The organism is Xanthomonas cannabis, assembly GCF_040616535.1.
In the GTDB taxonomy this organism is placed as follows: domain Bacteria; phylum Pseudomonadota; class Gammaproteobacteria; order Xanthomonadales; family Xanthomonadaceae; genus Xanthomonas; species Xanthomonas cannabis.
The window spans coordinates 2,142,648-2,167,983 of record NZ_CP136580.1 but is presented as its reverse complement, the minus strand read 5'-3'; the positions used below and the strand labels follow the sequence as shown (position 1 = coordinate 2,167,983).

Annotated in this window: 24 protein-coding genes; 4 read left to right on the top strand and 20 right to left on the bottom strand. The window is 65.1% G+C overall.

What is annotated here, in order from left to right; genetic code table 11:
• Both mtnC and RZV17_RS09280 read left to right on the top strand, forming a co-directional pair.
• Positions 1-699: an acireductone synthase gene (gene mtnC, locus RZV17_RS09285; RefSeq protein WP_039410249.1), complete on the top strand. Its 699-nt coding sequence runs from the start codon at positions 1-3 to the stop codon at positions 697-699.
• Between the two features lie 206 nt (positions 700-905).
• Entirely contained in the window at positions 906-1,925 is a 1,020-nt protein-coding gene (locus tag RZV17_RS09280; RefSeq protein WP_355609284.1) for a C13 family peptidase, read from the top strand.
• Positions 1,926-2,336: 411 nt separating this feature from the next.
• Here the strand turns inward: RZV17_RS09280 and RZV17_RS09275 are convergent, their stop codons facing one another.
• From RZV17_RS09275 to hisS, 11 genes are all read right to left on the bottom strand, one after another.
• Complete coding sequence (locus RZV17_RS09275; protein ID WP_355608821.1) at positions 2,337-3,923, bottom strand: calcineurin-like phosphoesterase family protein; 1,587 nt, start codon at positions 3,921-3,923, stop codon at positions 2,337-2,339.
• Between the two features lie 168 nt (positions 3,924-4,091).
• Positions 4,092-4,712 (bottom strand): bifunctional phosphoribosyl-AMP cyclohydrolase/phosphoribosyl-ATP diphosphatase HisIE, encoded by a 621-nt coding sequence (hisIE, locus tag RZV17_RS09270; protein WP_047696293.1) that lies wholly within the window; start codon positions 4,710-4,712, stop codon positions 4,092-4,094.
• Entirely contained in the window at positions 4,702-5,478 is a 777-nt protein-coding gene (hisF, locus tag RZV17_RS09265; RefSeq protein ID WP_355608817.1) for an imidazole glycerol phosphate synthase subunit HisF, read from the bottom strand. Before hisF ends, hisIE begins: the two co-directional genes overlap by 11 nt.
• Positions 5,472-6,206: a 1-(5-phosphoribosyl)-5-[(5-phosphoribosylamino)methylideneamino]imidazole-4-carboxamide isomerase gene (gene hisA / locus RZV17_RS09260; RefSeq protein WP_047696296.1), complete on the bottom strand. Its 735-nt coding sequence runs from the start codon at positions 6,204-6,206 to the stop codon at positions 5,472-5,474. The genes hisF and hisA overlap by 7 nt, the downstream gene beginning before the upstream one ends.
• Positions 6,203-6,805, bottom strand: coding sequence for an imidazole glycerol phosphate synthase subunit HisH (gene hisH, locus RZV17_RS09255; protein ID WP_355608814.1), 603 nt, complete (start codon positions 6,803-6,805; stop codon positions 6,203-6,205). Before hisH ends, hisA begins: the two co-directional genes overlap by 4 nt.
• Positions 6,802-7,929, bottom strand: a complete 1,128-nt coding sequence (hisB, locus tag RZV17_RS09250) for a bifunctional histidinol-phosphatase/imidazoleglycerol-phosphate dehydratase HisB (protein ID WP_355608812.1) — start codon at positions 7,927-7,929, stop codon at positions 6,802-6,804. The genes hisH and hisB overlap by 4 nt, the downstream gene beginning before the upstream one ends.
• A complete protein-coding gene (hisC, locus tag RZV17_RS09245; protein WP_355608809.1) occupies positions 7,926-9,017 on the bottom strand; it encodes a histidinol-phosphate transaminase in 1,092 nt (363 codons plus the stop codon). Before hisC ends, hisB begins: the two co-directional genes overlap by 4 nt.
• Positions 9,014-10,309 (bottom strand): histidinol dehydrogenase, encoded by a 1,296-nt coding sequence (gene hisD / locus RZV17_RS09240; RefSeq protein ID WP_184370482.1) that lies wholly within the window; start codon positions 10,307-10,309, stop codon positions 9,014-9,016. The genes hisC and hisD overlap by 4 nt, the downstream gene beginning before the upstream one ends.
• Positions 10,306-11,220 carry an ATP phosphoribosyltransferase gene (gene hisG / locus RZV17_RS09235; RefSeq protein WP_039410221.1) on the bottom strand — a complete coding sequence of 305 codons (915 nt, stop codon included), beginning with the start codon at positions 11,218-11,220 and terminating at the stop codon, positions 10,306-10,308. Before hisG ends, hisD begins: the two co-directional genes overlap by 4 nt.
• Before the next feature lie 9 nt (positions 11,221-11,229).
• Entirely contained in the window at positions 11,230-11,556 is a 327-nt protein-coding gene (locus RZV17_RS09230; RefSeq protein ID WP_047696305.1) for a YerC/YecD family TrpR-related protein, read from the bottom strand.
• 526 nt (positions 11,557-12,082) lie between these two features.
• Positions 12,083-13,492: a histidine--tRNA ligase gene (gene hisS, locus RZV17_RS09225; RefSeq protein ID WP_047696307.1), complete on the bottom strand. Its 1,410-nt coding sequence runs from the start codon at positions 13,490-13,492 to the stop codon at positions 12,083-12,085.
• 207 nt (positions 13,493-13,699) lie between these two features.
• Between hisS and RZV17_RS09220 the strand changes: the two genes are divergently transcribed.
• On the top strand, positions 13,700-14,365 hold the full coding sequence (locus RZV17_RS09220) for a Crp/Fnr family transcriptional regulator (RefSeq protein WP_179455422.1): 666 nt from the start codon (positions 13,700-13,702) through the stop codon (positions 14,363-14,365).
• Between the two features lie 75 nt (positions 14,366-14,440).
• Here the strand turns inward: RZV17_RS09220 and RZV17_RS09215 are convergent, their stop codons facing one another.
• Positions 14,441-15,184: a murein L,D-transpeptidase catalytic domain family protein gene (locus tag RZV17_RS09215; protein ID WP_047696311.1), complete on the bottom strand. Its 744-nt coding sequence runs from the start codon at positions 15,182-15,184 to the stop codon at positions 14,441-14,443.
• Between the two features lie 102 nt (positions 15,185-15,286).
• Positions 15,287-16,591 carry a threonine synthase gene (gene thrC, locus RZV17_RS09210; RefSeq protein WP_355608803.1) on the bottom strand — a complete coding sequence of 435 codons (1,305 nt, stop codon included), beginning with the start codon at positions 16,589-16,591 and terminating at the stop codon, positions 15,287-15,289.
• A 158-nt stretch (positions 16,592-16,749) separates the two neighbouring features.
• Between thrC and RZV17_RS09205 the strand changes: the two genes are divergently transcribed.
• Positions 16,750-17,064 carry an EthD family reductase gene (locus tag RZV17_RS09205; RefSeq protein WP_355608800.1) on the top strand — a complete coding sequence of 105 codons (315 nt, stop codon included), beginning with the start codon at positions 16,750-16,752 and terminating at the stop codon, positions 17,062-17,064.
• A gap of 74 nt (positions 17,065-17,138) precedes the next feature.
• Here RZV17_RS09205 and RZV17_RS09200 read toward each other — a convergent pair whose 3' ends face one another.
• The 7 genes from RZV17_RS09200 to RZV17_RS09170 all read right to left on the bottom strand — a co-directional run bounded on the left by RZV17_RS09200 (position 17,139) and on the right by RZV17_RS09170 (position 25,336).
• Positions 17,139-18,122 (bottom strand): homoserine kinase, encoded by a 984-nt coding sequence (locus RZV17_RS09200; RefSeq protein ID WP_355609281.1) that lies wholly within the window; start codon positions 18,120-18,122, stop codon positions 17,139-17,141.
• 26 nt (positions 18,123-18,148) lie between these two features.
• The gene (gene thrA / locus RZV17_RS09195; protein ID WP_355608797.1) at positions 18,149-20,656 is read right to left on the bottom strand and encodes a bifunctional aspartate kinase/homoserine dehydrogenase I; all 2,508 of its coding nucleotides are present in this window, start codon (positions 20,654-20,656) and stop codon (positions 18,149-18,151) included.
• A 589-nt stretch (positions 20,657-21,245) separates the two neighbouring features.
• Entirely contained in the window at positions 21,246-21,746 is a 501-nt protein-coding gene (locus RZV17_RS09190; RefSeq protein ID WP_184370476.1) for a TspO/MBR family protein, read from the bottom strand.
• 432 nt (positions 21,747-22,178) lie between these two features.
• Positions 22,179-22,622 (bottom strand): hypothetical protein, encoded by a 444-nt coding sequence (locus tag RZV17_RS09185; protein ID WP_355608793.1) that lies wholly within the window; start codon positions 22,620-22,622, stop codon positions 22,179-22,181.
• Positions 22,623-22,753: 131 nt separating this feature from the next.
• Positions 22,754-23,841 (bottom strand): IS3-like element ISXcd1 family transposase gene (locus tag RZV17_RS09180; RefSeq protein WP_355603727.1). Its coding sequence is split into 2 segments (ribosomal slippage): positions 22,754-23,589 and positions 23,589-23,841, totalling 1,089 coding nucleotides; the frame shifts between segments, so codons are not numbered across the junction.
• A 44-nt stretch (positions 23,842-23,885) separates the two neighbouring features.
• A complete protein-coding gene (locus tag RZV17_RS09175) occupies positions 23,886-24,506 on the bottom strand; it encodes a hypothetical protein (protein WP_355608790.1) in 621 nt (206 codons plus the stop codon).
• 233 nt (positions 24,507-24,739) lie between these two features.
• Positions 24,740-25,336 carry an imm11 family protein gene (locus RZV17_RS09170; protein ID WP_355608787.1) on the bottom strand — a complete coding sequence of 199 codons (597 nt, stop codon included), beginning with the start codon at positions 25,334-25,336 and terminating at the stop codon, positions 24,740-24,742.

Sequence of the window (25,336 nt, the reverse complement as noted above, 5' to 3'; positions counted from 1 at the left end):
ATGACACGACCGCACGCGATCCTCACCGATATCGAAGGTACGACCAGCAGCATCTCGTTCGTCAAGGACGTGCTGTTTCCGTATGCACGCCGCGCCATGCCCGCGTATGTACGCGAGCACGGCAATCATCCGCAGGTGCGCCACTGGCTCAACCAGGTGGCCGACGAAATCGGCGAGGACGTGCCGGACGACGTGCTGATCACCACGTTGCAGACCTGGATCGACGAGGACCGCAAGCACACCGCGCTCAAGGCCCTGCAGGGGCTGATCTGGGGCGATGGCTACAAGACTGCCGATTTCACCGCGCACATCTACGCCGATGCGGCGATCCAGCTGCAGGCCTGGCATGCGCAGGGCATCCCGCTGTACGTGTATTCGTCCGGCTCGGTGCCGGCGCAGAAGCTGTTCTTCGCGCACAGCGACGCCGGCGATCTGAGCGGCCTGATCACCGACTGGTTCGACACCGAGGTAGGGCCCAAGCGCGAGAGCGCCAGCTACCGCCGGATTGCCGAGCGCATCGGCGTGCCGGGGCCGGAGATCCTGTTCCTGTCGGATGTGATCGAAGAACTCGACGCGGCCAAGCGCGCCGGCATGCGCACCGCGTTGCTGGACCGCCTGGAGGACTACCCCACGCCGCGCTCGGCCGACGATGTCGGCAGCCACCAGCGCGTGGAGAGCTTCTCGCAGCTGGTGTTCTGAAACGTGGCGTCATTGCGCACACCGGCTGCTCGCAACGCAGCCGGCGTGCGCAAGGTCGATTCCGCTTGACGCAGCAATTGCGCGACAAGACGCCTTGGTCGAGCGCTGTGTCCATCCGTCTTCGAGAGGCATCGGCGTTGTTTTTGAGAGTCCATTCCCTGCCGACGGCGCACCGCTTGCCCCGTCGGATCTTGGCACTGCTGGCCATGGCCGTCCTGGTGGCCGGGTGCCACCCCGATGCCGGCGCGGCCTTGCCGCCCGCGGCCGCGCAAGCGGCAGCCGAGGCGGACCCGATCGACCAAGCCGCACTTGCAAAAGCGCTGGCGGCGGTGCAGCCGCAGCGCCCAGGCGTGACCGATTTGTACGTGGTTGGCTTTGCCGGCGATGCCAGCGACGATGTCTTCCGCAACGAAGCGCTCTACCTCAAGCAACTGTTCGAGCAACGCTTCGACGCACGCGGCCGCGTGGTCACGCTGGTCAACAACCCGGACAACCTGGGCGAGCATCCGTATGCGCCACTGGCGACCTACGACAATCTCTACGACACGCTGGCCGCGATCGGCAAGCGCATGGACCGCAAGGAAGATGCCCTGCTGCTGTTCGTGACCACGCACGGCACCGAAGACCACACGCTGTACGTGCAGGTGGACCAGAACGAAGAAGACTTCATCAGCCCGCAGGATCTGCGCACCGCGCTGGACGATGCTGGCATCGGCAACCGCATCATCGTGCTGTCGGCCTGTTATTCGGGCGGGTTCATCCCGGCGCTGCGTTCGCCGGACACCGTGATCCTGACCGCCGCGCGGGCGGATCGGCCGTCCTTCGGCTGCGGCAATACGTCCAACGCCACCTACTTCGGCCAGGCCTGGCTGATCGATGCGATGAACCGCAGCGACGACCCGCTTGCGGCCTTCGACATGGCCAGGGATGCCATCACCGCGCGCGAAAAACAGGACGGCGAATTGCCCTCGTTGCCGCAGCAATCGCTCGGCAAGCGCATCGCACCGGTGTTGGCGCACTGGCGTGCAGGGTTGCGACTTGGGCCTGCCCTCGCCTATCCGTATCCGCCGGTCGACATCGATCCGGATGCCGACGCCGAGCCGGCCAAGGACGGTGACCCGGGCAGCGGCGGCAGCCCGGACGCCAGCAGCAACGCCGGCAAGGGGACGAACCCGCCGACGTCTGCTCCAACGGCCCCATCGCCACCTTCGGCCACGAAAAACTGAGACTAATTCTCATTTCGTCAGCAATTCCAGGGCCTCGCTACACTCGCCGGGCCAGCCAGCTTCTGCCAGCCAGCACAGATCCCCGCCAGCGCGCCGACGCCTGCCAGCCCGGGTCCTGAGACGCCTCCCTTGTGGAGGCGTTTGTGTTTCTGCCATCGGGGTGGCGCTTGCCCGTTGGCTGCGCAGGCGCATGCGCGCGGCCAGCAGCCTTGTTGCGAGGCGCGCGGCCAACGGAGCGCGGCGTCATCACTTTCGCGCGGCCGGCAACACAGGCCTCACCGCGCTGCCTGACCGGTCCGCACGGTGCAACGCACGCACCCGACCTTACGGTGTCACGTGCGGGCCCTCGATCGGCCGCACGCGTGACCACGAACCAACGCACATCCGTGCGCCAGCCCACCGCGCCGGCATTTACGGATCGGCGCGTTGCAGGCGATAGACCGTGTGGGCGCTGTACTGCCCGGTGGGCAGGTGCGCGCGCACGTCCACGCGGTGCTCGCCCAACTCCAGGGTGGTCGGCAACACGCCGCGCCACAGATGTGTGGAGGGCGTCGCTTCCGGTGAGCGGTCGTACCCACGTAGCCGGTCAGCGCTATCGTCGCGCACGTTTTCGGCCAGCAGCCGGGGGTCGGCGCGCTCCTGTCGTTTCATCGATTGCCATGCGCCGTTGTCGATGCGCATCTCCACGCGGGTATCGTCCTGCCCCATGAACACATTGGCGTAGATGCCCCAGGCCGGATATGCGCCCTGTCGCAGCACCTTGGGCGCATGCAGCAGCAGTTGCGCGTCGTCGACTGCGCGTGCCGCGTGGTAGGCCAGGGTGTAGTTGCCATCCGGCGCCACGTTCAGCACCGCGTAGCCGTTGGGCGTGCCGTCGCTCATGGTCGCATCGGGGATGCCGTCGGCGTCCTTGACCCCCGACCAGAACGCACCGCAGGCTGCACCCACGTTGTATTCGTGGAGCGGGCGTTCGCCGTGCCAGCCTTCGTTGGCGCCGTGATCGATCTGCCGCTGGGTGTGGCTGTGCGCACTGAGCACCAGCACATGCGGGAAATCCTTCAGCAGCGCGAACAGACGGCTGCGATCGGCATGCCGGAAGGTCTCCTGCCCCGGCGCCGCATCGAACAGCGGGATATGCATGCCGAGCACCAGCAGCCGCCCGCGCGGCACCTGCGCCAGGTAGTGCTGCAGGAACACGAACTGATCCTCGCGCAGGCCGCCGACATACGCCGGCTTGCCGCCGGGGATGTAGATCACGTCGTCCAGAAACACGAAGCTCGCATTGGCTTCTTCCACCGCATACGTGTCCGGGCCATAGACCGCGCGCCAGCTGTCCAGCGACTGCAGATCGTCGCCGGCATCGATGTTGAGGTCGTGATTGCCGGGCACATGGAACCATGGCACGCCCAGTTGGGTCGTGACCTTGTTCAGGGCCGGATACAGGCTCAGATCGTCGTTGACGATGTCGCCGAGCGTGGTCCCCAGGCGCGCGGACGTCTTGCCGACCAGCGGTGCCACGATATCGCGCTGGTAATAGCCCACATCGGTGAGGCTGGCGGTCTGGCTGTCGGCGAACACCAGCATGTCGAAACCGTTGCCGCCAGCGTCCGCACGCGGCGTCAGTGCGAAATCCCAGCCCTGCGTGGAGCTGCCGGTGGATGTGATGCCCTGATACTTGTGGGTCACCGAACCGAGCGGCGCATAGTGGCGCCAGAACCCGGGCAGCCCGTCGGCGGCAGGAACAAAGCGGCGATCGCCCGGCTTGATCACGAACACCGTCTGGCCATCGCGCACCGGCAGGCGGTAGCGCCCCTGTGCATCGGTGCGCACGATCTGCTCACCGTTGGACACCGCAATACCGGCAAGACCCGGCTCATCCGCACTGCGGCCGGCACGCCCGTCGCGCTCTTCGTAGACGGTGCCATCGATCATGACGTCGCGTGCGTACGCGCTGCCCCCAAGCAACCCCAGGGCCAATAGAGCGAAGCGAAGCTGCATGTGGTGTACCGCGGCAAGACCGGCGGAAATTGTACCCGCCGGCCCGCCGCGCGCGGTGCAGGCCCGGAAAATCGCGCGTCCTGCAACGCACCGTAGGAGCGCACCCGGGCGCGACTGGCCTTGCTGGTAAAGCCCCGTCGCGCCCGGGTGCGCTCCTACGGCGGCGTGTTAGTTGTGCCGCGACTCCAGCAGTGCCACCGCGTCGCTCAGGCCCAGCCCACGCGCGCGGAGCAGCACGATCAGGTGATACAGCAGGTCGGCCGATTCGCCGAGCAGTTCGGCATCGCCCTGCACCACGCCTGCCAATGCGGTTTCCACACCCTCCTCGCCCACCTTCTGCGCGATGCGGCGGATGCCCTGCTCGAACAGCTTGGTGGTGTAACTGCCATGCGGGCGCTCGTGCTCGCGCGTGGCAATCAGCGCATCCAGGCTGCCCAGAAATTGCCCCGGCGCATTCGGGAAGCAGCTGGTACGGCCCAGGTGACAGGTCGGCCCGTGCGGACGGGCCAGCACCAGCAAGGTGTCGGCGTCGCAATCGGCTTCGATGGTCACCACGCGCAGCACATTGCCCGAGCTCTCGCCCTTGGTCCACAGCCGTTGCTTGCTGCGGCTGAAAAAGGTCACTTCGCCACGCTGCTGCGTCACCGCCAGCGCTTCGGCATTCATGTAGCCCAGCATCAGCACACGCAGGTTGTCGGCGTCCTGCACGACGACCGGCAACAGCCCGTCGCCCTTGCTCCAGTCCAGCGCCTGCAAGGCGTCGCCGGTTGCCACGGTGTCACTGTCCATCACGTACCTCGATCTGTTGCGCGCGCAGGAACTGCTTGAGCTCCGGAATGGGAATGGCCCCGCTATGGAACACGCTGGCGGCCAGCGCGCCGTCCACATCGGCCTGGTCGAAGACGTCGGCAAAATGCTGCATCTCGCCGGCGCCGCCGGAGGCGATCAACGGCACCCGGCAGAGCGCACGCACCTGACGCAGCTGGGCAAGGTCGTAGCCGCGCCGCACGCCGTCGTTGTCCATGCAGTTGAGCACGATCTCACCGGCGCCCAGGCGCTGCGCTTCGGCAACCCAGTCCAGCGTGCGCATGGGCAAGGCCTGCGTCTTGCTCGGGTCGCCGGTATAGCGACGCACCCGCCATTGGCCGTCTTCCTCGCGAATGGAGTCGATGCCCACCACCACGCACTGCACGCCAAAGGCGTCGGCCAGTTCGGAGATCAGCTGCGGGCGCCCGAGTGCCGGCGAGTTGATGGAAATCTTGTCGGCCCCGGCGTGCAGCACCGCACGCGCCGTTTCCACATCACGAATGCCGCCAGCAACGCAGAACGGGATATCGATCAGCCGCGCCACGCGCTCGACCCAGGTGTAGTCGACCGAGCGGCCTTCCGGGCTGGCACCGATGTCGTAGAACACCAGCTCATCGGCGCCCTGTGCGCGATAGCGCAGGGCCAGCTCGACGATGTCGCCCATGTCGATATGGTCGCGGAACTTGACGCCCTTGACCACGCGGCCCTCGCGCACGTCCAGGCATGGAATGATGCGGCGGCTCAGCATGCCAATGCCTCGTTGAGATCCAGATGCCCTTCAAGCAAGGCCTTGCCCAGCACGATGCCGGCGCACCCGGATGCCTTGGCAGCGACCACGTCGGCCAGATGGCGTGCACCGCCGGACACCTGCACCTGCAGCTGCGGTACCAGCCCGCGCAGGTGCGCGTACAGCGCCATGTTGGGGCCGGACAACATGCCGTCTCGCGCGATGTCGGTGCACAGCAGGTGCTGCAGGCCGGCCTGCGCGTAACGTACCGCCAGGTGATCCAGCGTGGCGTCGGCCGCTTCGGTCCAGCCATGTACCGGCAGCTGCCACACGCCGTGCGCGTCCTGGCGCGTATCCAGCGCAATGGTCAACCGGTCGGCGCCGAACTCCTGCAGCCAGCCGATCACGGTGTCGCTCTCGCGCACCGCCAGCGAGCCGATGACCACGCGCGCCGCGCCGGCATCGAGGATGCGTGCCACATCGTCACGTGAACGGACGCCGCCGCCGGTCTGCACCTGCAGGCCGGTCTGGCGCGCGATCTCGCCCAGGGTTGCTGCCAGGGTGTAGCCGCCGGCCTTGGCGGCATCCAGATCGACCAGATGCATCCACTGCGCGCCGGCATCGGCAAACGCCTGCGCGCGCGGCAACACGTCGTCGCCGTACTGCGTTTCGCGTGCGTAATCGCCCTGCAGCAAGCGCACCACGCGGCCGTTGCGGATATCCAGCGCCGGATAGACGGTAAAACTCATGGGAAACTCATCTCAAGAAAATTACGCAGGATGCGTGCACCGGTGTCGGCCGAGCGCTCGGGATGGAACTGCGCGCCGCACCGCAAGCCTTGCTGCACGACGGCGGTAAACAGGCCCCCGTGATCGCAGGCGGCCACGGTATCGGCCGTCACCGGCGCGGCATAGCCATGCACAAAATAGGCGCTGGCGCGCTCCGGCAGGCCGGCAAGCAGCGCCGAGTCGCGCATTGGCACCAGCTGGTTCCAGCCCATGTGCGGGACACGGATGCCCAGCGCCGGGGTCATATGGCGCACGATGCCCTGCACCAGGCCAAGGCACTCCACATCGCCTTCTTCGGAGCGCTCGAACAACAACTGCATGCCCAGGCAGATGCCGATCAAGGGCACCTGCAGCTGCCGCAATGGCTCGACCAAGCCTTGTGCGCGCAGGCGCTTCATCGCTTCCGGCGCGGCGCCCACGCCCGGCAGGATGACCCGCTCGGCGCCTTGCAGGCCCGCCGCATCGCGCACCAGCCGCGCCTCCACGCCCAGCCGCTCCAGCGCATAACGCACCGAACCCAGATTGGCACCACCGGCATCGATCAATGCGACATCGGTCATAGCGCGCCCTTGGTGGACGGCAGCGCGTTGCCTTCGCGGCGGATCGCCTGACGCAATGCGCGTGCAAGCGCCTTGAAACAGGCTTCCACTTTGTGGTGATCGTTCTCGCCACGCACGCTCAGATGCAGATTCAAGCCCGAGGCATCGCAGATGGAGCGGAAGAAATGCGGTACCAGCTCGGTGGGCATGTCGCCCACGCGCTCGCGCTTGAAGTCGCCTTCGAATACGAAATACGGCCGGCCACTGAAGTCGAGCGCGGCGCTGGCGATGGTTTCGTCCATGGGCAGCGTGAAGCCGTGCTGCGCGTCCGGCCCTGCTGCAAGCCAGGGGCTTTCGGCGGGATCGAACCCATACCGGCCGATCCCGCGCTTGTTGCCCAGCGCTTCGCGCAGCGCCTGGCCCAATGCCAGGCCGGTGTCTTCGATGGTGTGGTGCTCGTCGATATGCAGGTCGCCGTCGGCGCGGATATCCAGCGCAAAGCCGCCATGCTTGCCGATCTGCTCCAGCATGTGGTCGAAGAACGGCAGGCCGGTGGCGGTGTGCGGTTCGGCGACGCGGTCCAGGTCCAGCTCGACGCGGATTTTGGTTTCCTTGGTGTTGCGCTGAACCACCGCGCGCCGCGGCGCATCGGCCAGCTCATGGGCGATGCCAGGCCAGTCCCACTCGCCGCCGAATTCGTCGGTACGCAGCTGGAAGCCGCGGATATTGAGGTTCTGCGCGAACTGGATGTCGGTGATGCGGTCGCCGACCATCGCCGAGCGTGCCCAGTCGATCGTGCGGTCCTGCAGATACGGCACCATTAGGCCGATGCCGGGCTTGCGCGTGGGGGCGTTGTCGGCCGGCCAGCTGCAGTCGATCAACACGTCGCGGAACTCGATGCCCTGGCTGGCGAAGATCTGCAGCATCAGGTTGTTCGGGCCGTCGAAGGACGCACGCGGGTAGCTTTCGCTGCCCAGGCCGTCCTGATTGGTGACGATGACAAACTGATAGCCGGCGTCGCGTAACTTGAGCATGGCCGGAATCACGTTGTCGACGAAGCGCAACTTTTCGTAGGCGTCGATCTGATAGTCGGCCGGCTCGGTGATCAGCGTGCCGTCGCGGTCGACAAAAAGAATCGGGGTCATGCGGCAGCCTCCTGCGCGGTATGCAGTGCCGTCAGCACGCGCACGTTCTGTTCCGGCGTGCCCAAGGTAATACGCAGTGCATCGTGCAACCGCGGCACTGCGCGTTGATCGCGCACCACCACGCCTGCCTCCAGCAGCGCCTGGAATGCGGCTTGGGCATCGTCGAAACGCACCAGCAGGAAGTTGCCCTGCGAGGGGTACACCTGGCGCACGCCGGCGAGCTGCGCAAGCGCCTTGTGCATGCGCTCGCGTTCAGTACGAACCTCCGCGATGCGTCGACGCGTGACCTCCAGCGCCGGTGCAGACAAGGCCTGCTCGGCCATCGCGGCACACGGCGTCGGCACCGGATACGGCGCCTGGCAGCGGCGTAGCAAGGCGATCAACTCGGCATTGGCGATCAGCGTACCGATACGCGCCGCCGCCAACGCGTGCGCCTTGGAGAGCGTACGCAGCACAGCGAGATTGTCGTAGCGCGCAAGCAGGCTCACTGCGGACGGCAGATCGGAGAACTCGCCGTAGGCTTCGTCGACCACCACCAGCGCCTTGCCTTGCAATGCCTGCAAGGCGGTTTCGATCTCTTCGAGGCTGATCGCCGAACCGGCCGGGTTCGAAGGCGAACACAGGAACACCAACTTGGCGCGCGCGGCCAACGCTGCCTCGATGATTGCCGGGATATCCGCGTGGAAACCGTCGGGCCCATCGACCAGCGGCACTTCTATCAAGGGCGCGTTCTGCAGCCGTGCGCACACGGCATACATGCCGAACACCGGCGGCGTCACCACCACCGCATCGCGCTCCGGCACGCACAGGCCGCGCACCAGCAGATCGATCGCTTCGTCGCTGCCACGGCCAATCAGCAGCTGCTCGGGCGCGCAGCCATACAGCGCGGCCAGCGCGCCACGCAGGCCCTTGGGTTGCGGGTCGGGATAGCGTCGCGTGCTGCCACCGGGATCGGCCGGGTTCTCCCAGGCCGATTCATTGGCATTGAGCCAGACATCGCCCTGCAGCGCACTGGTACGCGCCGACGAATACCCGGCAAATGCGCGCAGGTCCTCGCGCACCAGATCCAGGATCGAGGACGTGCTCATGCTGCCACTCCCATGCGCAGGGCCACCGCATTGGCATGGGCATCCAGGCCTTCGGCGCGCGCAAGAATCAATGCACACTCACCGATGCCGTCGATACCGGCCTTGCTCGCGGCCTGCACGCTCACCATGTTCTGGAAGCTGGCAACGCTGACACCGCTGTACGCGCGCGCCGCGCCGCTGGTCGGCAAGACATGGTTGGTGCCGCTGCAATAGTCGCCAAGTGCTTCCGGCGTGTAATCGCCGAGAAAGACCGAGCCGGCCGCTTCGACCTGCGCCAGCCATGCGCGCGGTTCGCGTAGCGCAAGGATCAGGTGCTCGGGTGCATAGCGGTTGCTGATCGCAAAGGCGTCGTCCAGTGTCTGCACCTTGATCAGCCGCGACTGCGCCAATGCCTGGCGTGCGATGTCCGCACGCGAGAGCTGGGCCAGTTGCGCATCCAGCTGCACCTGCACCGCATCGATCAAAGCGTCGCTGTCAGACAGCAGCAACACCTGCGAATCCGGGCCGTGCTCGGCCTGCGACAGCAGGTCGGCCGCAACGAACGCCGGCTGCGCGCCGGCATCGGCAATCACCAGCACTTCGGAGGGACCGGCCGGCATGTCGATCGCGGCTGCGCCGGATTGGGCCACCTGCTGCTTGGCTTCGGTGACAAAGCTGTTGCCCGGGCCGAACAGTTTGTCGCAGCTCGGCACCGACTCGGTGCCATACGCCATCGCCGCGACCGCCTGCGCACCGCCCAGCTTGAACACGCGGCGCACGCCGGTGAGCTGCGCGGCCACCAGCACCGCCGGGTCCACGCTGCCGTCCTTGCGCGGCGGCGTGCACAGCACGACCTCGCGGCAACCGGCCAGCCGTGCGGGAACGCCCAGCATCAGCGCCGTCGACGGCAACGGTGCGCTGCCTGCAGGCACATACAACCCGACCCGCCCGATCGGGCGCACGATCTTTTCGCAGACCACGCCCGGCGCAGTTTCCACGGCGTAGCCGGCGCTCATGCCGGCGCGGTGGAAGGTGTCGATCCGCGCCACCGCGTCCTGCATGGCCTGGCGCAGTTCGGGGGCAACCGCGGCCTCGGCAGCGGCGAATTCGGCCTCGCTGACGATAAAACTCTGCAGCGACACGCCATCGAAACGTGCGGTGATCTCACGCAATGCGGCATCGCCACGTGCGCGCACATCGGCAATCAGTGCAGCCACCGCGTTGCGCGTCTGTGTGGCCACGGTCTGCACCGGGCGCGTCAATGCGTCGGTGCGCGCGGCGCTGTCGAGTTGGGACCAATCGAGAATGTTCATGCCAGCGAGCGCTCCACCGTCAACACCATCAAGCCTTGCGCACCTGCGCGTTCTAGCTCTTCCAACCGTTGCCAGGTCACCGCGCCGTGGCACATGGTCTGCAGCCGCATCGCGCCGTTGCCGTCGTCGGGCAACTGCACCAGCGGGTCGGCGTCGGGCAGTAGCCGGCGCAGCGCATCCACATGGGTCTGCTCGGCGCGGAACATCAGCAACTTGCTATCGCGCAACTTGAGCACGCCGTCCATGCGCCGCAGCAGCATCGCCAGCAGCGCTGCGCGTGCGTCCGCCGGCTCGCGCACGGCGCCAGCCAGTACCGCCTCGCTTTCCATCACCAGCTCCACCGGCTTGAGCTGGTTGGCGGCCAGGGTGGCGCCACTGGAGACCAGATCGCAGATCAGATCGGCGGTACCCAGCCGCGGAGCGATTTCCACCGAGCCGGACAGCTCCACCACCGCCGCATCGATGCCCTGCCGCTCCAGCCAGTCGGCCAGGATCGCCGGGTAGCTGGTGGCGATGCGCTTGCCCGCCAGTTGCGCCACCCCCTGCCACTCCCAGTCTTCCGGCACGGCCAGCATCAACCGGCACTGGCCGAAACCGACGCCGCGCACCGCGTGGTAGGCGGCCGGCAACCCAGCGCGACGACGCGCCGAGGCCTGCTCGTCCAGCTCGTTCTGACCGACGATCCCCAGGTCGCAGACGCCATCGGCGATCAGGCCGGGGATGTCGTCGTCGCGCACCAGCAGCAAGTCCACCGGCAGCGATTCGCCGTAGCAGAACAACTTGTCGCGGCTCTGCCGCCAGCTCAGCCCGCAGGCGGCCAGCAGGCTGCGCGCGGGCTCGGCCAGACGGCCGCTCTTCTGGATGGCGATACGCAACCGGTCACGTGCCGGTGCTGCCGTGGAAGCACTCATGTTGTTCTCTCAGTGGGATTCGACAGGGCGCGACGATTGCTCGCGCAGGGCTTCGGCGTAGCCGCCGGCGCCGTGTTCCAACGTGCGCGCAACGCGCCCGATGGTGGTCACGCTGACCTGGGTCAGCTCGTGGATCTCGCGATACGGCACGCCCTTGACCAGCAAGGGCACCACCCGCCAGCGGTCGCCCATGGCTTCCAGTTCGGCGGGTGTGCACAGATCGCGCAGGAAGGCTTCGACCGCGCCGGGCTCGGTCAGGCAGGCCAGTGCGTCGGCCAGCATCTTGAGGGAGGCGGCGACGTCGGTACTTTCGCGGGGGGCTGGTCGTTGTTTCATCGCGTTAATGTAATAGCGTGTTAGTACATTAACGCAAACGGTGGCGCTTGTCACCTGCTGCGGCGGTGACAGTAGGACAGTTTGGTTGGTGCCCGTCATGCGGCGTTGCGCTCGCCTGCCCTCGCGTTGCTGCAAGGAGGGCCGACCAAGCTGCCCTTGCCCCACCTGCGAGGAAGGCGCCCTCGTTGCTGCCGGGGTGAGGCGTTGTGCCCCGGCTTCTAAGCTAAGTTGCAGGAAAGCCCCAACGCCCCTCATCCGGCGCTGCGCGCCACCTTCTCCCGTCAACGGGAGAAGGGAGCAATCCAAGGCGCCTCGGATGCGGCGGACCCGCTGCCCTTCTCCCCTCAACGGGAGAAGGAGCAATCCATGGCGCCTCGGGCGCGGCGGAGATCCGCCGCCCTTCTCCCGCCTGCGGGGGAAGGTGCCCGCAGGGCGGATGGGGGCGAAACCTCGTGCAGCACCGCCATCAGTTCACATGCTGAATTGCGTGCGCCGGCCATCGAAAAACCAGCGACGACCACCTGCCTTACGGCATCACCTTGGCCTGCTCCAGCTCCACCTGCAAGGTGCTCGCCAGCTCGTCGCGGGCAACGTCGAACTGCTGCTCGCGCACCAGGTCCTTCACCGCCACCACGCCGCGCGCCAGCTCGTCGTCGCCGGCCAGCACCACGAAGCGGATGCCGGCACGCGCGGCGTATTGGAACTGCTTGCCGACCTTCTTCGGCTCCATCTGCACTTCGGTGTTGATGCCACCGATACGCAGCCGGCGCGCGATGTCCAGCGCGTCGTCCAGGCGGGTTTCATCCATCAGCGCCACCATGGCCTGCACGCTGCTTTCGGCGATGCCCTGGATCAGGCCGGCCTCGCGCAGCTGCCAGAACAGGCGGGTCAGGCCGATCGAGATGCCCACGCCGGGCAATTTGGACTTGGTGTAATGGCTGGCCAGGCTGTCGTAACGGCCGCCCGAGCAGATCGAGCCGATCTGCGGGTGGTCGGTGAGCGTGGTTTCGTAGACGGTGCCGGTGTAGTAGTCCAGCCCGCGCGCGATGGAGAAATTCAGGCAGTACGCACTCTCCGGCACGCCCAGCGCCTTGACCAGCTCGAGCACTTCGCGCAATTCGGCAATGCCCTCGCCCAGCGTGGCACTGGCACCGATCGAAGCTTCCAGCGCCTGCAGCTGCGCCAGCGCATCGGAGTGCCCGTTCGAGCGCACCGCCACGAAGGCGAGAATCTTGGCAACCTGCTCGGCGGCAATACCGAAGCCCTCGCCCGTCAGCGTGTCGCGCACGTAATCGGCGCCCCGCTTGTCGATCTTGTCGACCTCGCGCAGCACCGCAAGCTGCAGCTCGCCCTCGGCCACGCCCAGGCTTTCGAAGAAGCCGCGCAGCAGCTTGCGGTTGTTCAACTGCACCTTGAAGTCGCCGATGCCCAGCTCGGCGAACACCGCGTGTATCACCGCCAGCACCTCGGCGTCGTAGCGGATGCTCAGCGCGTCCTTGCCGATGACGTCGATGTCGCACTGGTAGAACTCGCGGAAACGCCCGCGCTGCGCACGCTCGCCGCGATACACGCGCTGCATCTGGTAGCGGCGGAACGGGAAGCTCAAGTCGTGCTCGTGCTCGGCCACGTACCGCGCCAGCGGCACGGTCAGGTCGAAACGCAGCGCCAGCTCGGGCAGCCCGCCCTCGCCGCCTTCGTCGGCCGCAGCGGCGGCATTGGCCAGCGCACCGGTGGACTGCACGAAGTACACCTGGCGCTCGGTCTCGCCGCCGGATTTGGTCAGCAACACATCGGACAGCTCGAACACCGGGGTTTCGACCGGCAGGAACCCGAACCGCTCGTAATTGCGGCGGATGACGTCCAGCATGCGCTGGAACGCGATCTGCTCGCGTGGCAGCAATTCCATGATGCCGGGCGGCGTACGGGGCTTGATCACGAGCGAAACTCCTGCATGACGACTGGGGGCGAGCCGGCAATTCTACCGGTTGGGCGGCCGCGCTGACCGCATGGCGTATCATTCACACGCGTCCCAGGCAGTGCGTGACCCATGTACCGGCAGCTTTCAGACCCCAGCGTGACCTGCCCGACCCCAAGCGCGGCGGCCGGCAGCGACGCACGTCATTCCGATTGCACGCTGTGTGCGGTGCGCGGCCGCGCGGTCTGCGCGGCGTTGTCGGCGCAGGAAATGGACGCACTCGAGCAAGTCACCAGCGCCTCGGGCTATTCCCCGGGCAGCACCCTGGTGCGTGCCGGCGAGGCGCGCCACCACGTCTACACCGTCACCTCCGGCGCCCTGCGCATGGTGCGCACCCTGGCCGACGGGCGCCGCCAGATCACCGGCTTCGTGCTGCCCGGCGACTACGTGGGGCTGACCGAAACCCCGCAGCACCGCCATGACATCGAGGCCATCGTCGAGACCCGCGTGTGCCGCACGCCGCTGGCGCAGATGCGGCAGTTGCGCGATCGCTACCCGCAGCTGGAACGCAAGCTGCTGCAACGCGCAAGCATGGAACTGGCCGCCGCACAGGACACCGGCCTGCTGCTGGCACGCCTGCAGCCCAGCGAACGGCTGGCGCACTTTCTGCTCCGCCTGGCCGCACGCTCCACCCAGCCCGGCGCCAGCGGCGACACCGTGGCGCTGCCGATGAGCCGCGGCGACATCGCCGACCATCTCGGGCTGACCATGGAAACGGTGAGCCGCACCTTCACCAAGCTGCGGCAGCAGCAGCTGATCGCGCTACCGCAGCTGCACCTGGTGCAGATCCTGGATTACGCCGCGTTACGAAGCCTGGCCGGCGATACGGTGTGAGGGCTGACGGACAGAGCCGCTGCGCCTCACGCTGATCGCAAGCCGCCTGCCGCTGTTACCCCCGCACGCCGTCAGTCAGCGCCCGGCCACCGTCCCCGCCACCGACCCGCCGCAGCCGCTGCTGAGCAGTTGCGATTGACGCAACCAGGCGCGGTCCGGGTAATAGGCAAACACGAAGGCACCCTCGCGCAAGGTATCGATCAGTTGCCTGGCCACTGCCGGCCGCACGGCCGGGCAGCCCAGGCTCCGGCCAAGCCGGCCCTGGCTGCGGATGATGGCTTCGCTGACGTAGGGCGCGCCGTGGATGACGATGGCGCGGTCGCGCGCATGGTCGTTGAAGCCCGGTTCCAGGCCCTTGAGCCGCAGCGAGTAGCCGTTGTGGCCGGTATACGACTCCTGCGCGGTAAATGCACCCAGGCTGGACTGGAAACTGCCGTCGGCATTGGAAAACTTCGCCGCCAGGTTCTCGCCCGTGTTGCGCCCGTGCGCCACCCACTCCTGGAACAACAAGCGTTGCTTGTCCAGATCGAACACCCATAGGCGGCGTTCGGTCGAGGGCCGGCTGTAATCGATGACGCTGAGCACCCGCTCGGCGCCCACCTGCTGGCGCTGCCGCGCGCACTGCAAGGCGTCGGTGGCCAGCGCCAGCACCTGGCGGTCCAGCGACGGCGCCTGACGCGCCAGGGCTTCGACCAAGCCGATGCGTGGCGCGCCTAGTGGCGACAGCGGAGAAGCAGACACGGCATCGGCAGCACTGGCCGTACCAGCCGCAGCCCATCCGCAGAGCGCGGCGACAACGGCAATCACTCGATAAGACATGCAGCAACCCACATCAGACGCGGCACCACGCCGGCGCCGCACCCGCTACAAATAGCCCCAAGCGCGGCACTTTCCAACCCCGGCCGGCTGAACGCGTTCGGCTCAGGCCACGTCCGCAAGCAGACGCTGCCGGAACGCCGCGTAGTCCGGCGGCAGCGCCTCGGCATGCGCCGGGCGTTGCAGCAGCGCCGCCAGCGCCGGCGGAACCTCGACCCCACGGCCGATCAGCGGCTCCACCACGGCCTCGAACTTGGCCGGGTGCGCCGTGGCAGCCACGGCCCAGTCGCCCGTCACGCCCTCGGCTCCCTCCGCGCGCAATTGCTCCAGCACATGCACCGCAGTGGCGGTATGGGGGCAATGCACCTCGCCATAGCGCGCGTAGCGTTGCTGGATGGTGTGGCGAATGGCCGCATCGTCCACCGACAGGGCACGGAACGCCTCACGTAGCGCGGTGTCGTCGCCGCGATACAGCCAGCGCAGGCGCTCGAAGTTGCTGGGCGCTCCTACGTCCATGGCATTGGCCAGGGTCGCCACGCTGGGCTGCGGAGCGTAGTCGTCGCCGGCGAAGTAGTCCGGCAGCACGTGGTTGGCGTTGGACGCCAGCGCGATCGTGCCCAACGGGACCCCGAGCGCACGCGCCAGGATCGCGGCCAGCCCGTTACCCAGGTTGCCGGTGGGCACCACCAGATTCAGCGCGCTACCAGAGGCCGCATGGTGCTGCAGGGCCGCATGCGCGTAGTAGCTCATCTGCGGCAGTAGCCGGCCCAGGCTGATGCTGTTGGCCGAACTCAACGGCACCTGCGCCTGCAGCGACGCATCGTTCAAGGCCTGCTTGACCATCGCCTGGCAGTCGTCGAACGAGCCGGCCACGCGCAGGGCCTGGATGTTGTCGCCAAAGCAGCCCAGCTGATGCGCCTGCCGCGGCGACACCCGGCCATCCGGGTACAGCACCACCACGCGCAGGCCCGGCTGCCGATGAAAGGCCGCCGCCACCGCCGCGCCGGTATCGCCGGAGGTGGCCACCAGGATGGTGAGCGGACGATCCTCGTCCCGGCGCAGGCGGGTCAGGCAGGCGGCCAGAAAGCGTGCCCCGAAATCCTTGAACGCGGCGGTCGGCCCATGGAACAGCTCCAGTGCGTAGTCGCCGGGCGTGGCCAACGGCACCAACGGCGCAAGGAAATCGAACGCCTCGGCGCAGATGGCCGGCAGTTCCGCCGCCAGCGCATCGCCTTCGAAAAATGGCTGCAGCAGCGTGCTGGCAGTGGTCGCCAAGTCGACGCCCGCCGTCAGCGTGCGCGCCGGCGGCAGCGACTGCGGCACATACAGGCCGCCATCGGGCGCCAGCCCGGCAGCGATGGCCTGGCTCAGACTTGCGGCGGGCGCGCCGCCACGGGTGGAAATGAACATCAGCGTGACTCCAGGCAATAGGGAGGCCGGGCGCTGCCCGGCGACAACAGAGATGAGGAAAGACGCGGGAGTGGCGCAGTGCGGGTGCGTGTCCTGCGCGTCATCCGCCCCCATGGGCGCGGCGCTATGCTGCGCGCACCTTTCCGTGGAGCCGGCAGATGATCAAGGTCAGCGTGATGTATCCCTACCGCGAAGGCGCGCGCTTCGACCACGCCTACTACCGCGACCAGCACATGCCGCTGGTGAGCGCGCGCATGGGCGCGGCCTGTCTGAAATACACCGTGGACAAAGGCATCAGCGGTGGCGAAGCCGGCAGCCCCCCCGCCTTCATCGGCATGTGCCACATCTATTGCGACTCGGTGGAGACCTTCAACGCGAGCTTTGGCCCGCACGCGGCCGAGATCCTCGGCGATATCGCCAACTACACCGACCCCACGCCGGTGACGCAGATCAGCGAAGTGGTGGTCGACTAAATCGCGGGTAGCGCGCAGCAGGCCAGACCTGTTGCGCGCTACTTGCGGCATATTGTCATTGCGGGCGTGCTGATTCATCCGAGCAACCGCGCTGCCGGGCTTGCGATCGGCGACACCCACGCCTGGCTATCGAAACCGGCGGCAGCAAACCCGGCCTGCACTGCCGGTGCTGCAGCGTCTGCAGCGGCACGCGATTCGAACCAGGCAAACACGCTTGGCCCGGCGCCGGAAATGCTGGCGCCCAACGCGTCGTACTCCAGCGCCGCCTGCTTGGCCTGCGCGAAGCCGGCAATCAAGGGGGCACGACGCGGCTCGATCAGCACATCGCGCAGGCCGGCGCGTACCAGACTCGCGTCGCCGGCATGGCAACCGGCCAGCACCAGGGCCAGGTTGGTGCTCTGCGCGACAAACTCGCGCAGCTGATACGCCCCGGCCAGGGCCTCGCGCGCGCGCCGCGTTTCCAGCGCTGCATCCGGATGCACCAGCAAGCTATACCAGGCTGCCGGTACCGCGATCGGCACCAGGCGTTCCAGCGTGCACAGCACCAGTCCGCCCAAAAACAGCGGCCCCAGGTTGTCGCCGTGGCGGCTACCGCTGGCCACCGCTTCGCCATCGAGCGCGTACTGGTAGAGCTGGTGGTGGTCCAGCGGCGAGGCCAGCAGCGCGTTTGCCGCCACCAACGCCGCCACGCACGAGGCAGCAGAGCCGCCCATGCCCGAGCTCAGCGCAATGCCCTTGTCGATCTCGATTTCAAACCCGTAAGGCAGCTGCAATGCGGCGCGCAGCGACATCAACGCAGCGCCTGCGGTATTGCGTTCGGCGTCGAGCGGCAGCGCCACGGTCGTGCCGCGAATCGCCGCGATGCGTACTGTGGGTTGTTCGATGCGGCGCACGGTGACGGTGTCGCCGACGCCATCGATCGGGTAACCGAGCAGGTCGAATCCCACTGCCACGTTCGCAACCGATGCTGGCGCGAAGGCGCGCGCTTCGTGCAGCCCGTGGTTGCCGACAGAAGCGCCATCACTATTGTGCGCACGCGCCGACGTTGCTTGGCTCAGGCCGGTCTGGCCGACAACTGCCTGCGTCACAGCCGCGCGCCCTCGCCCGCCGCCACGCGCAGCAGATCGGCGAACACGCCGGCTGCGGTCACTTCCGGCCCGGCACCCGGGCCCTGCACCACCAACGGGTTCTCGCAATAGCGGCGCGTGGTGAACTGCACCACGTTGTCGGTCAGACGCAGGTTGGCGAATGCGTGATCGGCCGGCAGCTCGACCAGGCCGACGCTGGGCGCGCGGTCGGGCGGCAGTTGCGCCACATAGCGCAGCACGTTGCCGCGTGCACGCGCATCGGCCAGACGCTGCGCAAAGGCTGCATCCACCTCGGGCAGGCGCGCGATGAAATCGTCAACGCTGGCCTGGCGCAATGCTTCCGGCACCAGACTTTCGACCTGCACGTCTTCCAGGCTGATCGCACGCCCTGCTTCGCGCGCCAGGATCACCAGCTTGCGCGCCACATCCACGCCGGACAGATCATCGCGCGGGTCCGGTTCGGTATAGCCCATGCCGCGCGCCTGCGTCACCAGTTCGGCGAACGGCACGCTGCCGTCGTATTTGTTGAACAACCAGGCCAGCGTGCCGGAGAAGATGCCTTCGATCGAGGTCACCGCATCGCCGGTGTCGACCAGATCGCGCAGCGTGGTGATCACCGGCAAACCGGCGCCGACGGTCGCCTCGTAACGGAAGCGCGCACCGCTGGCATCGGCCGCTGCGCGAATGGCCTCGTAGCGCGCAAGCGGGCCGGAACCGGCCTGTTTATTGGGCGTCACCACATGGATGCCGGCAGCCAACCAGCCTGCGTAGCGGTCGGCCACTTCGGCGCTGCCGCTGCAATCGATGATCACCGTGTGCGGCAGATGCGCGGACAGCAGATGCGTGGTGAAGCGCTCCAGGTCGGTCGGCGTAGCGGCCGATGCAAACGCATCGCGCCAGTCGCCGACCAGGCCACGCTCGTCCAGCAGCATGCGCCCACGCGACACCACCGCACGCAGGCGCAGATCTAGGTTGGCCTTGCCCAGCAATTGCGGTTGCGCGATGCGCAGTTGATCCAGCAACGCCGCGCCGACATTGCCCGGGCCGATCACGCCCACCGAAAAGGTCTGCGGCGACAGCCAGAAACCGGCGTGCGCCGCGCGCAAGGCCTTGGTCGCATGCGCCGCATCGATGGCCACCGAGATGTTGCGCTCGGATGAGCCCTGCGCAATCGCCAGGATATTGACCTGCGCGCGCCCCAGCGACTCGAACAGGCGCGCCGCAACGCCCGGCTGCCCGGCCATGCCATCGCCCACCGCCGCCAGCACGCTGATGCCGGTGGTCAGCTGCACGCGCTGCACCTGGCCGACCGTGAGTTCATGCGCAAACGCCTGCAACAACGCGTTGCGTGCACGCTCGGACTCGTGCTGCTTGACCACGCAGCAGATCGAATGCTCCGACGAGCCCTGCGAGATCATCACCACCGACACCTGCGCCGTGCGCAGCGCTGCAAACACGCGCTCGGCCGTGCCTGGCACACCGATCAGGCCGGTGCCTTCCAGATTGAGCACCGCCAGATCCGGGCTAAGCGTCAGGCCCTTGATCGGCCCGCTGACCGCGCTGCTGGCGGTGATGCGCGTGCCCGGATGTTCGGGCTGGAAGGTGTTGCGGATGATGATCGGCAAGCCGCGCTCGATGGCCGGCGACATCGTCTGCGGGTGCACCACCTTCGCACCGAAATACGCCAGCTCGCAGGCCTCGTCGTAGCTCAGGGTTTCCAGTTGCACTGCTTCAGGCACCACGCGCGGGTCGGCAGACAGCACGCCATCTACGTCGGTCCAGATATGCAACTCGTCGGCATTGAATAGCGCCGCAAAGATCGCACCCGAGTAATCGCTGCCGTTGCGCCCCAGCGTGGTGATGCGGTCGGCACGATCGCGCGCCACAAACCCGGTCACCACCACCCGCGCTTGCGGATGCGCCTGCCGCCACGTGGCAAGGCGCTGCGTACTGACGTCCCAATCGACATCCACGCCCAGTTCGCCGCGATTGACCACCAGCACGTCGCGCGCGTCCAGCACCGCGCAGTCTTCGCCGATGGCGCGGAAGTGGTCGCCCAGCAATTGCGCCGAATACACCTCGCCCAGGCCTTGCACGCGGTCCAGCACCTCGCGTGGCAACTCGCCGATCACCGCAAGCGCACCCAGGATCTGCGACAGATGCTCGAAGCGCTCGTCCAGCCATTCCACCGTCGGCCCGGAATGCTCGCCGAGCAAGGCCACCGCCGCACCACGATGGCGCGCACGGGTTTCGTGCCAGCGCTCGCGCCATTCGGGGCGATCTTTTGCGGCCAGTTCGGCAAGCTCGATCAAGGCATCGGTGACGCCCTTCATCGCCGAGACCACGGTGACCTGCACCGTCTCGTCGCGGGCGAGCAACAACTGCGCCACATGCCGATACCGCTCGGCATCGGCCACGGAGGTGCCGCCGAACTTGTGCACCACGGTGCGGTGGGATGACGCCGGCGCGGCGGCAGAGTCGAGCGAAACAGCAAGCGATGACATCGACAGACCTCGTTAAGGAGGCCCCGTCCGCTTCAGGTGAGAGGGAGGCCCCCGCATCCTGATCCGGGTGCGGGGCCGTTGTTTTCGGAAGTTACGCGAAGACGACGGGCCGCACCGGGCAAATGGTGACGGTGGTAATGGTGGTGGTAATACCGGCCACGCCCGTGCCCGCCCAAAACAGCGGCTGGCAGAGGAGCGAAACGTTGGCGGAGGCATTAGCCATGCCTGCAAAAGACATCACCAGGCCGAGGCCTGTCAAGCAGTGCGTCAATGGGCATGCGCCTGCTGCCACAGCCCTGAGCAGAAAACCTTGCGGCTCAAAGATTTAAGCAACCCGCCTGCAAGCAATTGATTGCCATGGAAACTTTTCGAGCCGCCTCAGCAGGCGGCGCTGCGCAGGTTTCGAACATGGATGGATGCTGTCGTGCGACCCGGCCAATGCGATGCAGCTGACGGATCGCTTACGCGCGATTGCATCGGATTGCTGCCGGTGGCACTGCGTGTCCAACAACAGGTCACTTCGCATCAAGTGACAGGCCTTCCCCATTGCTGCGTCAGCCGGTGCAAATCAGCATGGTCAGCACAGAGATCAGCCAAGCACCTGAGGATTGAGTTGCCACACCGAATAGTTGAGCGCGGCCGCAAAGCTCACCCACGCCAAGTAGGGCACCAACAACCACGCGGCCACCGAGTTCCGCTTCGCGAATACGCCGATCGTTGCCGCAAGCGTCAACCACAGCAACACGATATCAGCGAAGGCCCATGCCCCCATGTGCCACGCAAAGAACAACCAGCTCCACAGCCCATTGAGCGCCAACTGCACGAGGAACAAGCCCAACACCGAACGCGCCCCGGCCCAGCCCCCGCGCCGCCATACCAACCAGACCGCCACCGCCATCATCCCGTAAAGCGCAGTCCATACCGGCCCGAACAACCACCCCGGCGGCGCCCATGCTGGACGCTGCAACTCGGCATAGAAGCTGGCCGCCTGGATCGACGCCAACGCGCCCAATCCGGCGACGGCGTAACACAGCGCCAGCCAGCCCAATAGTCCAAACCATTGTGATTTTTTCGAGATGTCCTGCGTCATGACCGTGATGGGTTGAGATCAACAGCAACTAGCGTGGCAGACCACTTGTGCAAGCGACGCGTAAGAGGGGCGGCTAATCGCTGCTTAGAGCGTCAAGTAGCCGCACTGGTGTCTTGCGCGGTCCTCCATCGGCTTCGTGGGCGCCCTTATCGGAGCCCTGCAATGATGAAATCATTAATACCGCTACGAGTCGAACGGCTCCGTCAACCTTTCGCATAGCGCGAAGCGCTGATCAGACATTGCCCGACGCAAGCTGTCTCATGCTGGTTGGAACGCTTGTTTACAAAGCCGGAAGTTATAAGCGCGCAGGTGAATCGATGTACTAAACGTGGGAAACCTCAAGGTCAGGTTGGTCTATTAATTGCCCCTGACCCCGTTCTTTTCCCAACCGACTAGTCGCAGATCTTGCAACCAGCGATTGAGCGATTCAGTCTAATCTTTAAATGAAAAGTCAACATCCCAAGGAGATTTAAAATTCAAAAGACTATCCAACCTACCTTTATCAAAAAAATCCTTCATTAACTTTTTCGCAACTTCAGCATCAACCATCCAACCTCTCGGATCCCATTTCTGATCGAGGTAGATTATAGGCCCAATTTTAAAATCACATCCACTCTCATCCCACCACTTCAAAATCTCGAACCTCGGGTCATCCGAGTTCATTTTTAGCAATAGTCGGCATACTCCTTTAGCACCCTCCATAATTATAGCGCGAATAGGCCCATCTGATCCTTGAATAATCAGAGAGGCACGTCCACCTTCTACAAAAACTGAATCAATTCCCGCAACAACCCTCTCCCATGCAGGATCTTCAGTACATACAGAACGCACCCCAGGAGTTCCAGATGAAAGTATGAACTCGTATTTTTTATCCACCGCCATTCCTCTTTACCTTAACCAAACTAACCTTACTTTTTTAGATTGACTAAACGAGCCTTACTTTACTTTCCACTTTACTCCAAATCCATGGGTAATCCCCCCGCTTTGAGCGTTCGCCAAAAGTGGAGCTAGGCGGCCATCGCCAATTTCATTGCTGGCGTGATACCGCCGAGCGCCATGTTGGGGCGCTCATGGTTGTACGTCCATAGCCAGCGCGTGGCCTTGTCCTGAACCTGCTCGATGGTGTCGAACAACGTTGTGGCCAGCCAGGCGTAGCGGACGGTGCGGTTGTAACGTTCGACATAGGCATTCTGCTGCGGCTTGCCTGGCTGGATGTGCTCGATCCGAATCCCGCGCTGCTGTGCCCAAGCTAGCAGCGCGCCGCTGATGTACTCCGGGCCGTTGTCGCAGCGAATGGCGTTTGGCTTGCCGCGCCAGTCAATGATCTGTTCCAACGAGCGGATCACCCGGGCCGATGGCAGCGATAAGTCGACCTCGATGCCCAGACCCTCACGGTTGAAGTCATCGAGCACATTGAACAACCGGAAGCTGCGGCCGTCGGCCAGCTGGTCGTGCATGAAATCCATCGACCAGACCTGGTTGATCGTCTCCGGCACCGCCAACGGCTCTGGCCGCTCGCGCACCAGCCGCTTCTTCGGCTTGATCCGCAGGTTCAACTCCAGCTCCCGATAGATGCGGTACACCCGCTTGTGATTCCAGCCAAAGCCCTTCACGTTGCGCAGGTGCAGAAAGCACAGGCCGAACCCCCAATCACGAGAGGTTGTGGTCAACCGCACCAGCCAATCGGCAATCCGGGCGTTCTCCTCGCTGGCCTTGGCTTGATAGCGAAAGCAGGTCTCGCTCACCGCAAAGGTCCGGCAGGCATGCCGGATGTTCGTGTGGCCACCATCTACGGCCCATCGGGCCATCTCCCGGCGTTGAGATGGCCTCACCATTTTTTTGCCATCGCCTCCTTCAGCAGGTCGGCGCTGAGCTGGGCATCGGCGTACATCTTCTTCAGGCGCCGGTTCTCGTCCTGCAGCTCCCTGAGCTGGGACATCAGCGATGCGTCCATGCCGCCGAACTTGCTGCGCCACTTGTAGAACGTCGCCGAGCTGATGCCGTGTTCCCGGCACAACTCCGGCACGGGCGTGCCGGCCTCGGCCTGCTTGAGGACGGCAATGATCTGGCTGTCGGTGAAGCGGGATGTCTTCATGGAACCTCCTCGGAAAAGGGTACGAGAAAATTCCACTTCTGGCGTCAGCTAACCTGTGGGGGGATTACCCATGTTTTCCCGACAAGATGCGTGCCATTGATGGAATTGGCCGCTCCGCTGACGAGGTTGTTGCCTGCCAGCAGTGCCACGTCGCAGCCCTGGATTTGGCCTTGATTGAGCAGGTCGTTGTGGGCTTCCAGCGCCACGCTGCCAATACCGCTGATGCGGCCCTGGTTGAGCAGATTGCCGGCGGTGATGCTGACGTCGGCGCCGGCGATGACGCCTTGGTTGCTCATGGAATTGCTGGCGTTGAGCTCGACGTTACCGCCGGCGATCAAGGCGCCATTGCCACGCAGCTGCAGCGAGTTGGAGGCCAGATACACCACCGGCACCAGCACCTTCTGGCCCTGGTAGTCCTGCTCCACCATCCACACGATGTCTTGCGTGAGTGCAGTGGCCTGGGCGGCAGTCAGGCCAACGCCCATGCTCAGCTGCAACTGGCCTGCGGCGGCCACGCCGGACTCCAGCAAGGCGCGGTACTGCGCCACGCCGTCGGCGTAGTTGCCCAGGTAACGGCGGCCGGTGAGCTGGGTGATCTGATCAAGTACCAAACGCTGTTCGTAGAAGCCATCGCCCAGGCGAGTCTGGGTCCACTCCGGATCCACGCCCAGCTTGTCGAGCAGGAAATCGCTGCTGATGAAGTTGTAGTTGACGAAGTGCGGGTCGGTCTCGATCAGGTAACGACGGCCGGGGCCGTTGCTGACTATTGGCTGCGGATATTCAGACCGACATTCGCTCTGAAATTTTTATTCTTGATATTTGCCCGGAACCTTTTTATTTTACACCACCCAAATCACTTACAACAAAGAAGCAAGCCCATGCGATATTTACAACCCACTTAAGCAACAACTTTTCCTGAACCATTCAATAAATCAAAAACTACCCCTGTTATCCCTGCGTCCTCAAATCGCCGCTTCACCTCCTCACTAACGATTATCGCCCCCAAATATTTTTTCAGCCTAAATATATGTTTTTCGCCCACCTTGGACGTATCTATAACAAGATTAAAGAAATTTCGATATGTCCCTGCAAGATCTGGGCGAACTGGATCATCCTCGTCAAAAACTGAAAATTCAGAATTTCCTTCATCCACGCAATCAATTTGAGTTTCGATTATCATCGCAAAATAATTTTGCTTCAAATTTTTTTTCTTAATTTCCAATGGCGCAAACACAACATTTTGGTATGGCTCATCAACTTCCGGCAAACCAATTAACGAATCAACAGCCTTCTTACTTAAAACAGGGACACTTGCATATCCAGCCAATGAATAATCAACTTCAATGCCATCAAACCTCACCCTCAATGAATAACCACCTGGCTCCATGAAATTGACAGGCGGATCAATGAAATTCCAGTTATTAACATAGCCAACATCATCAAGAATCCACTTTCCTTTTATCGATACATCCTGCCACATTAAGTAATACCTCAC

Bases quoted from the DNA above. Each gene is read 5' to 3' on its own strand.
- mtnC (WP_039410249.1), top strand. From the start codon at position 1: ATGACACGACCGCACGCGATCCTCACCGATATCGAAGGTACGACCAGC.
- RZV17_RS09280 (WP_355609284.1), top strand. From the start codon at position 906: ATGGCCGTCCTGGTGGCCGGGTGCCACCCCGATGCCGGCGCGGCCTTG.
- RZV17_RS09275 (WP_355608821.1), bottom strand. From the start codon at position 3,923: ATGCAGCTTCGCTTCGCTCTATTGGCCCTGGGGTTGCTTGGGGGCAGC.
- hisIE (WP_047696293.1), bottom strand. From the start codon at position 4,712: ATGGACAGTGACACCGTGGCAACCGGCGACGCCTTGCAGGCGCTGGAC.
- hisF (WP_355608817.1), bottom strand. From the start codon at position 5,478: ATGCTGAGCCGCCGCATCATTCCATGCCTGGACGTGCGCGAGGGCCGC.
- hisA (WP_047696296.1), bottom strand. From the start codon at position 6,206: ATGAGTTTTACCGTCTATCCGGCGCTGGATATCCGCAACGGCCGCGTG.
- hisH (WP_355608814.1), bottom strand. From the start codon at position 6,805: ATGACCGATGTCGCATTGATCGATGCCGGTGGTGCCAATCTGGGTTCG.
- hisB (WP_355608812.1), bottom strand. From the start codon at position 7,929: ATGACCCCGATTCTTTTTGTCGACCGCGACGGCACGCTGATCACCGAG.
- hisC (WP_355608809.1), bottom strand. From the start codon at position 9,017: ATGAGCACGTCCTCGATCCTGGATCTGGTGCGCGAGGACCTGCGCGCA.
- hisD (WP_184370482.1), bottom strand. From the start codon at position 10,309: ATGAACATTCTCGATTGGTCCCAACTCGACAGCGCCGCGCGCACCGAC.
- hisG (WP_039410221.1), bottom strand. From the start codon at position 11,220: ATGAGTGCTTCCACGGCAGCACCGGCACGTGACCGGTTGCGTATCGCC.
- RZV17_RS09230 (WP_047696305.1), bottom strand. From the start codon at position 11,556: ATGAAACAACGACCAGCCCCCCGCGAAAGTACCGACGTCGCCGCCTCC.
- RZV17_RS09215 (WP_047696311.1), bottom strand. From the start codon at position 15,184: ATGTCTTATCGAGTGATTGCCGTTGTCGCCGCGCTCTGCGGATGGGCT.
- thrC (WP_355608803.1), bottom strand. From the start codon at position 16,591: ATGTTCATTTCCACCCGTGGCGGCGCGCCCGCCGCAAGTCTGAGCCAG.
- RZV17_RS09205 (WP_355608800.1), top strand. From the start codon at position 16,750: ATGATCAAGGTCAGCGTGATGTATCCCTACCGCGAAGGCGCGCGCTTC.
- thrA (WP_355608797.1), bottom strand. From the start codon at position 20,656: ATGTCATCGCTTGCTGTTTCGCTCGACTCTGCCGCCGCGCCGGCGTCA.
- RZV17_RS09190 (WP_184370476.1), bottom strand. From the start codon at position 21,746: ATGACGCAGGACATCTCGAAAAAATCACAATGGTTTGGACTATTGGGC.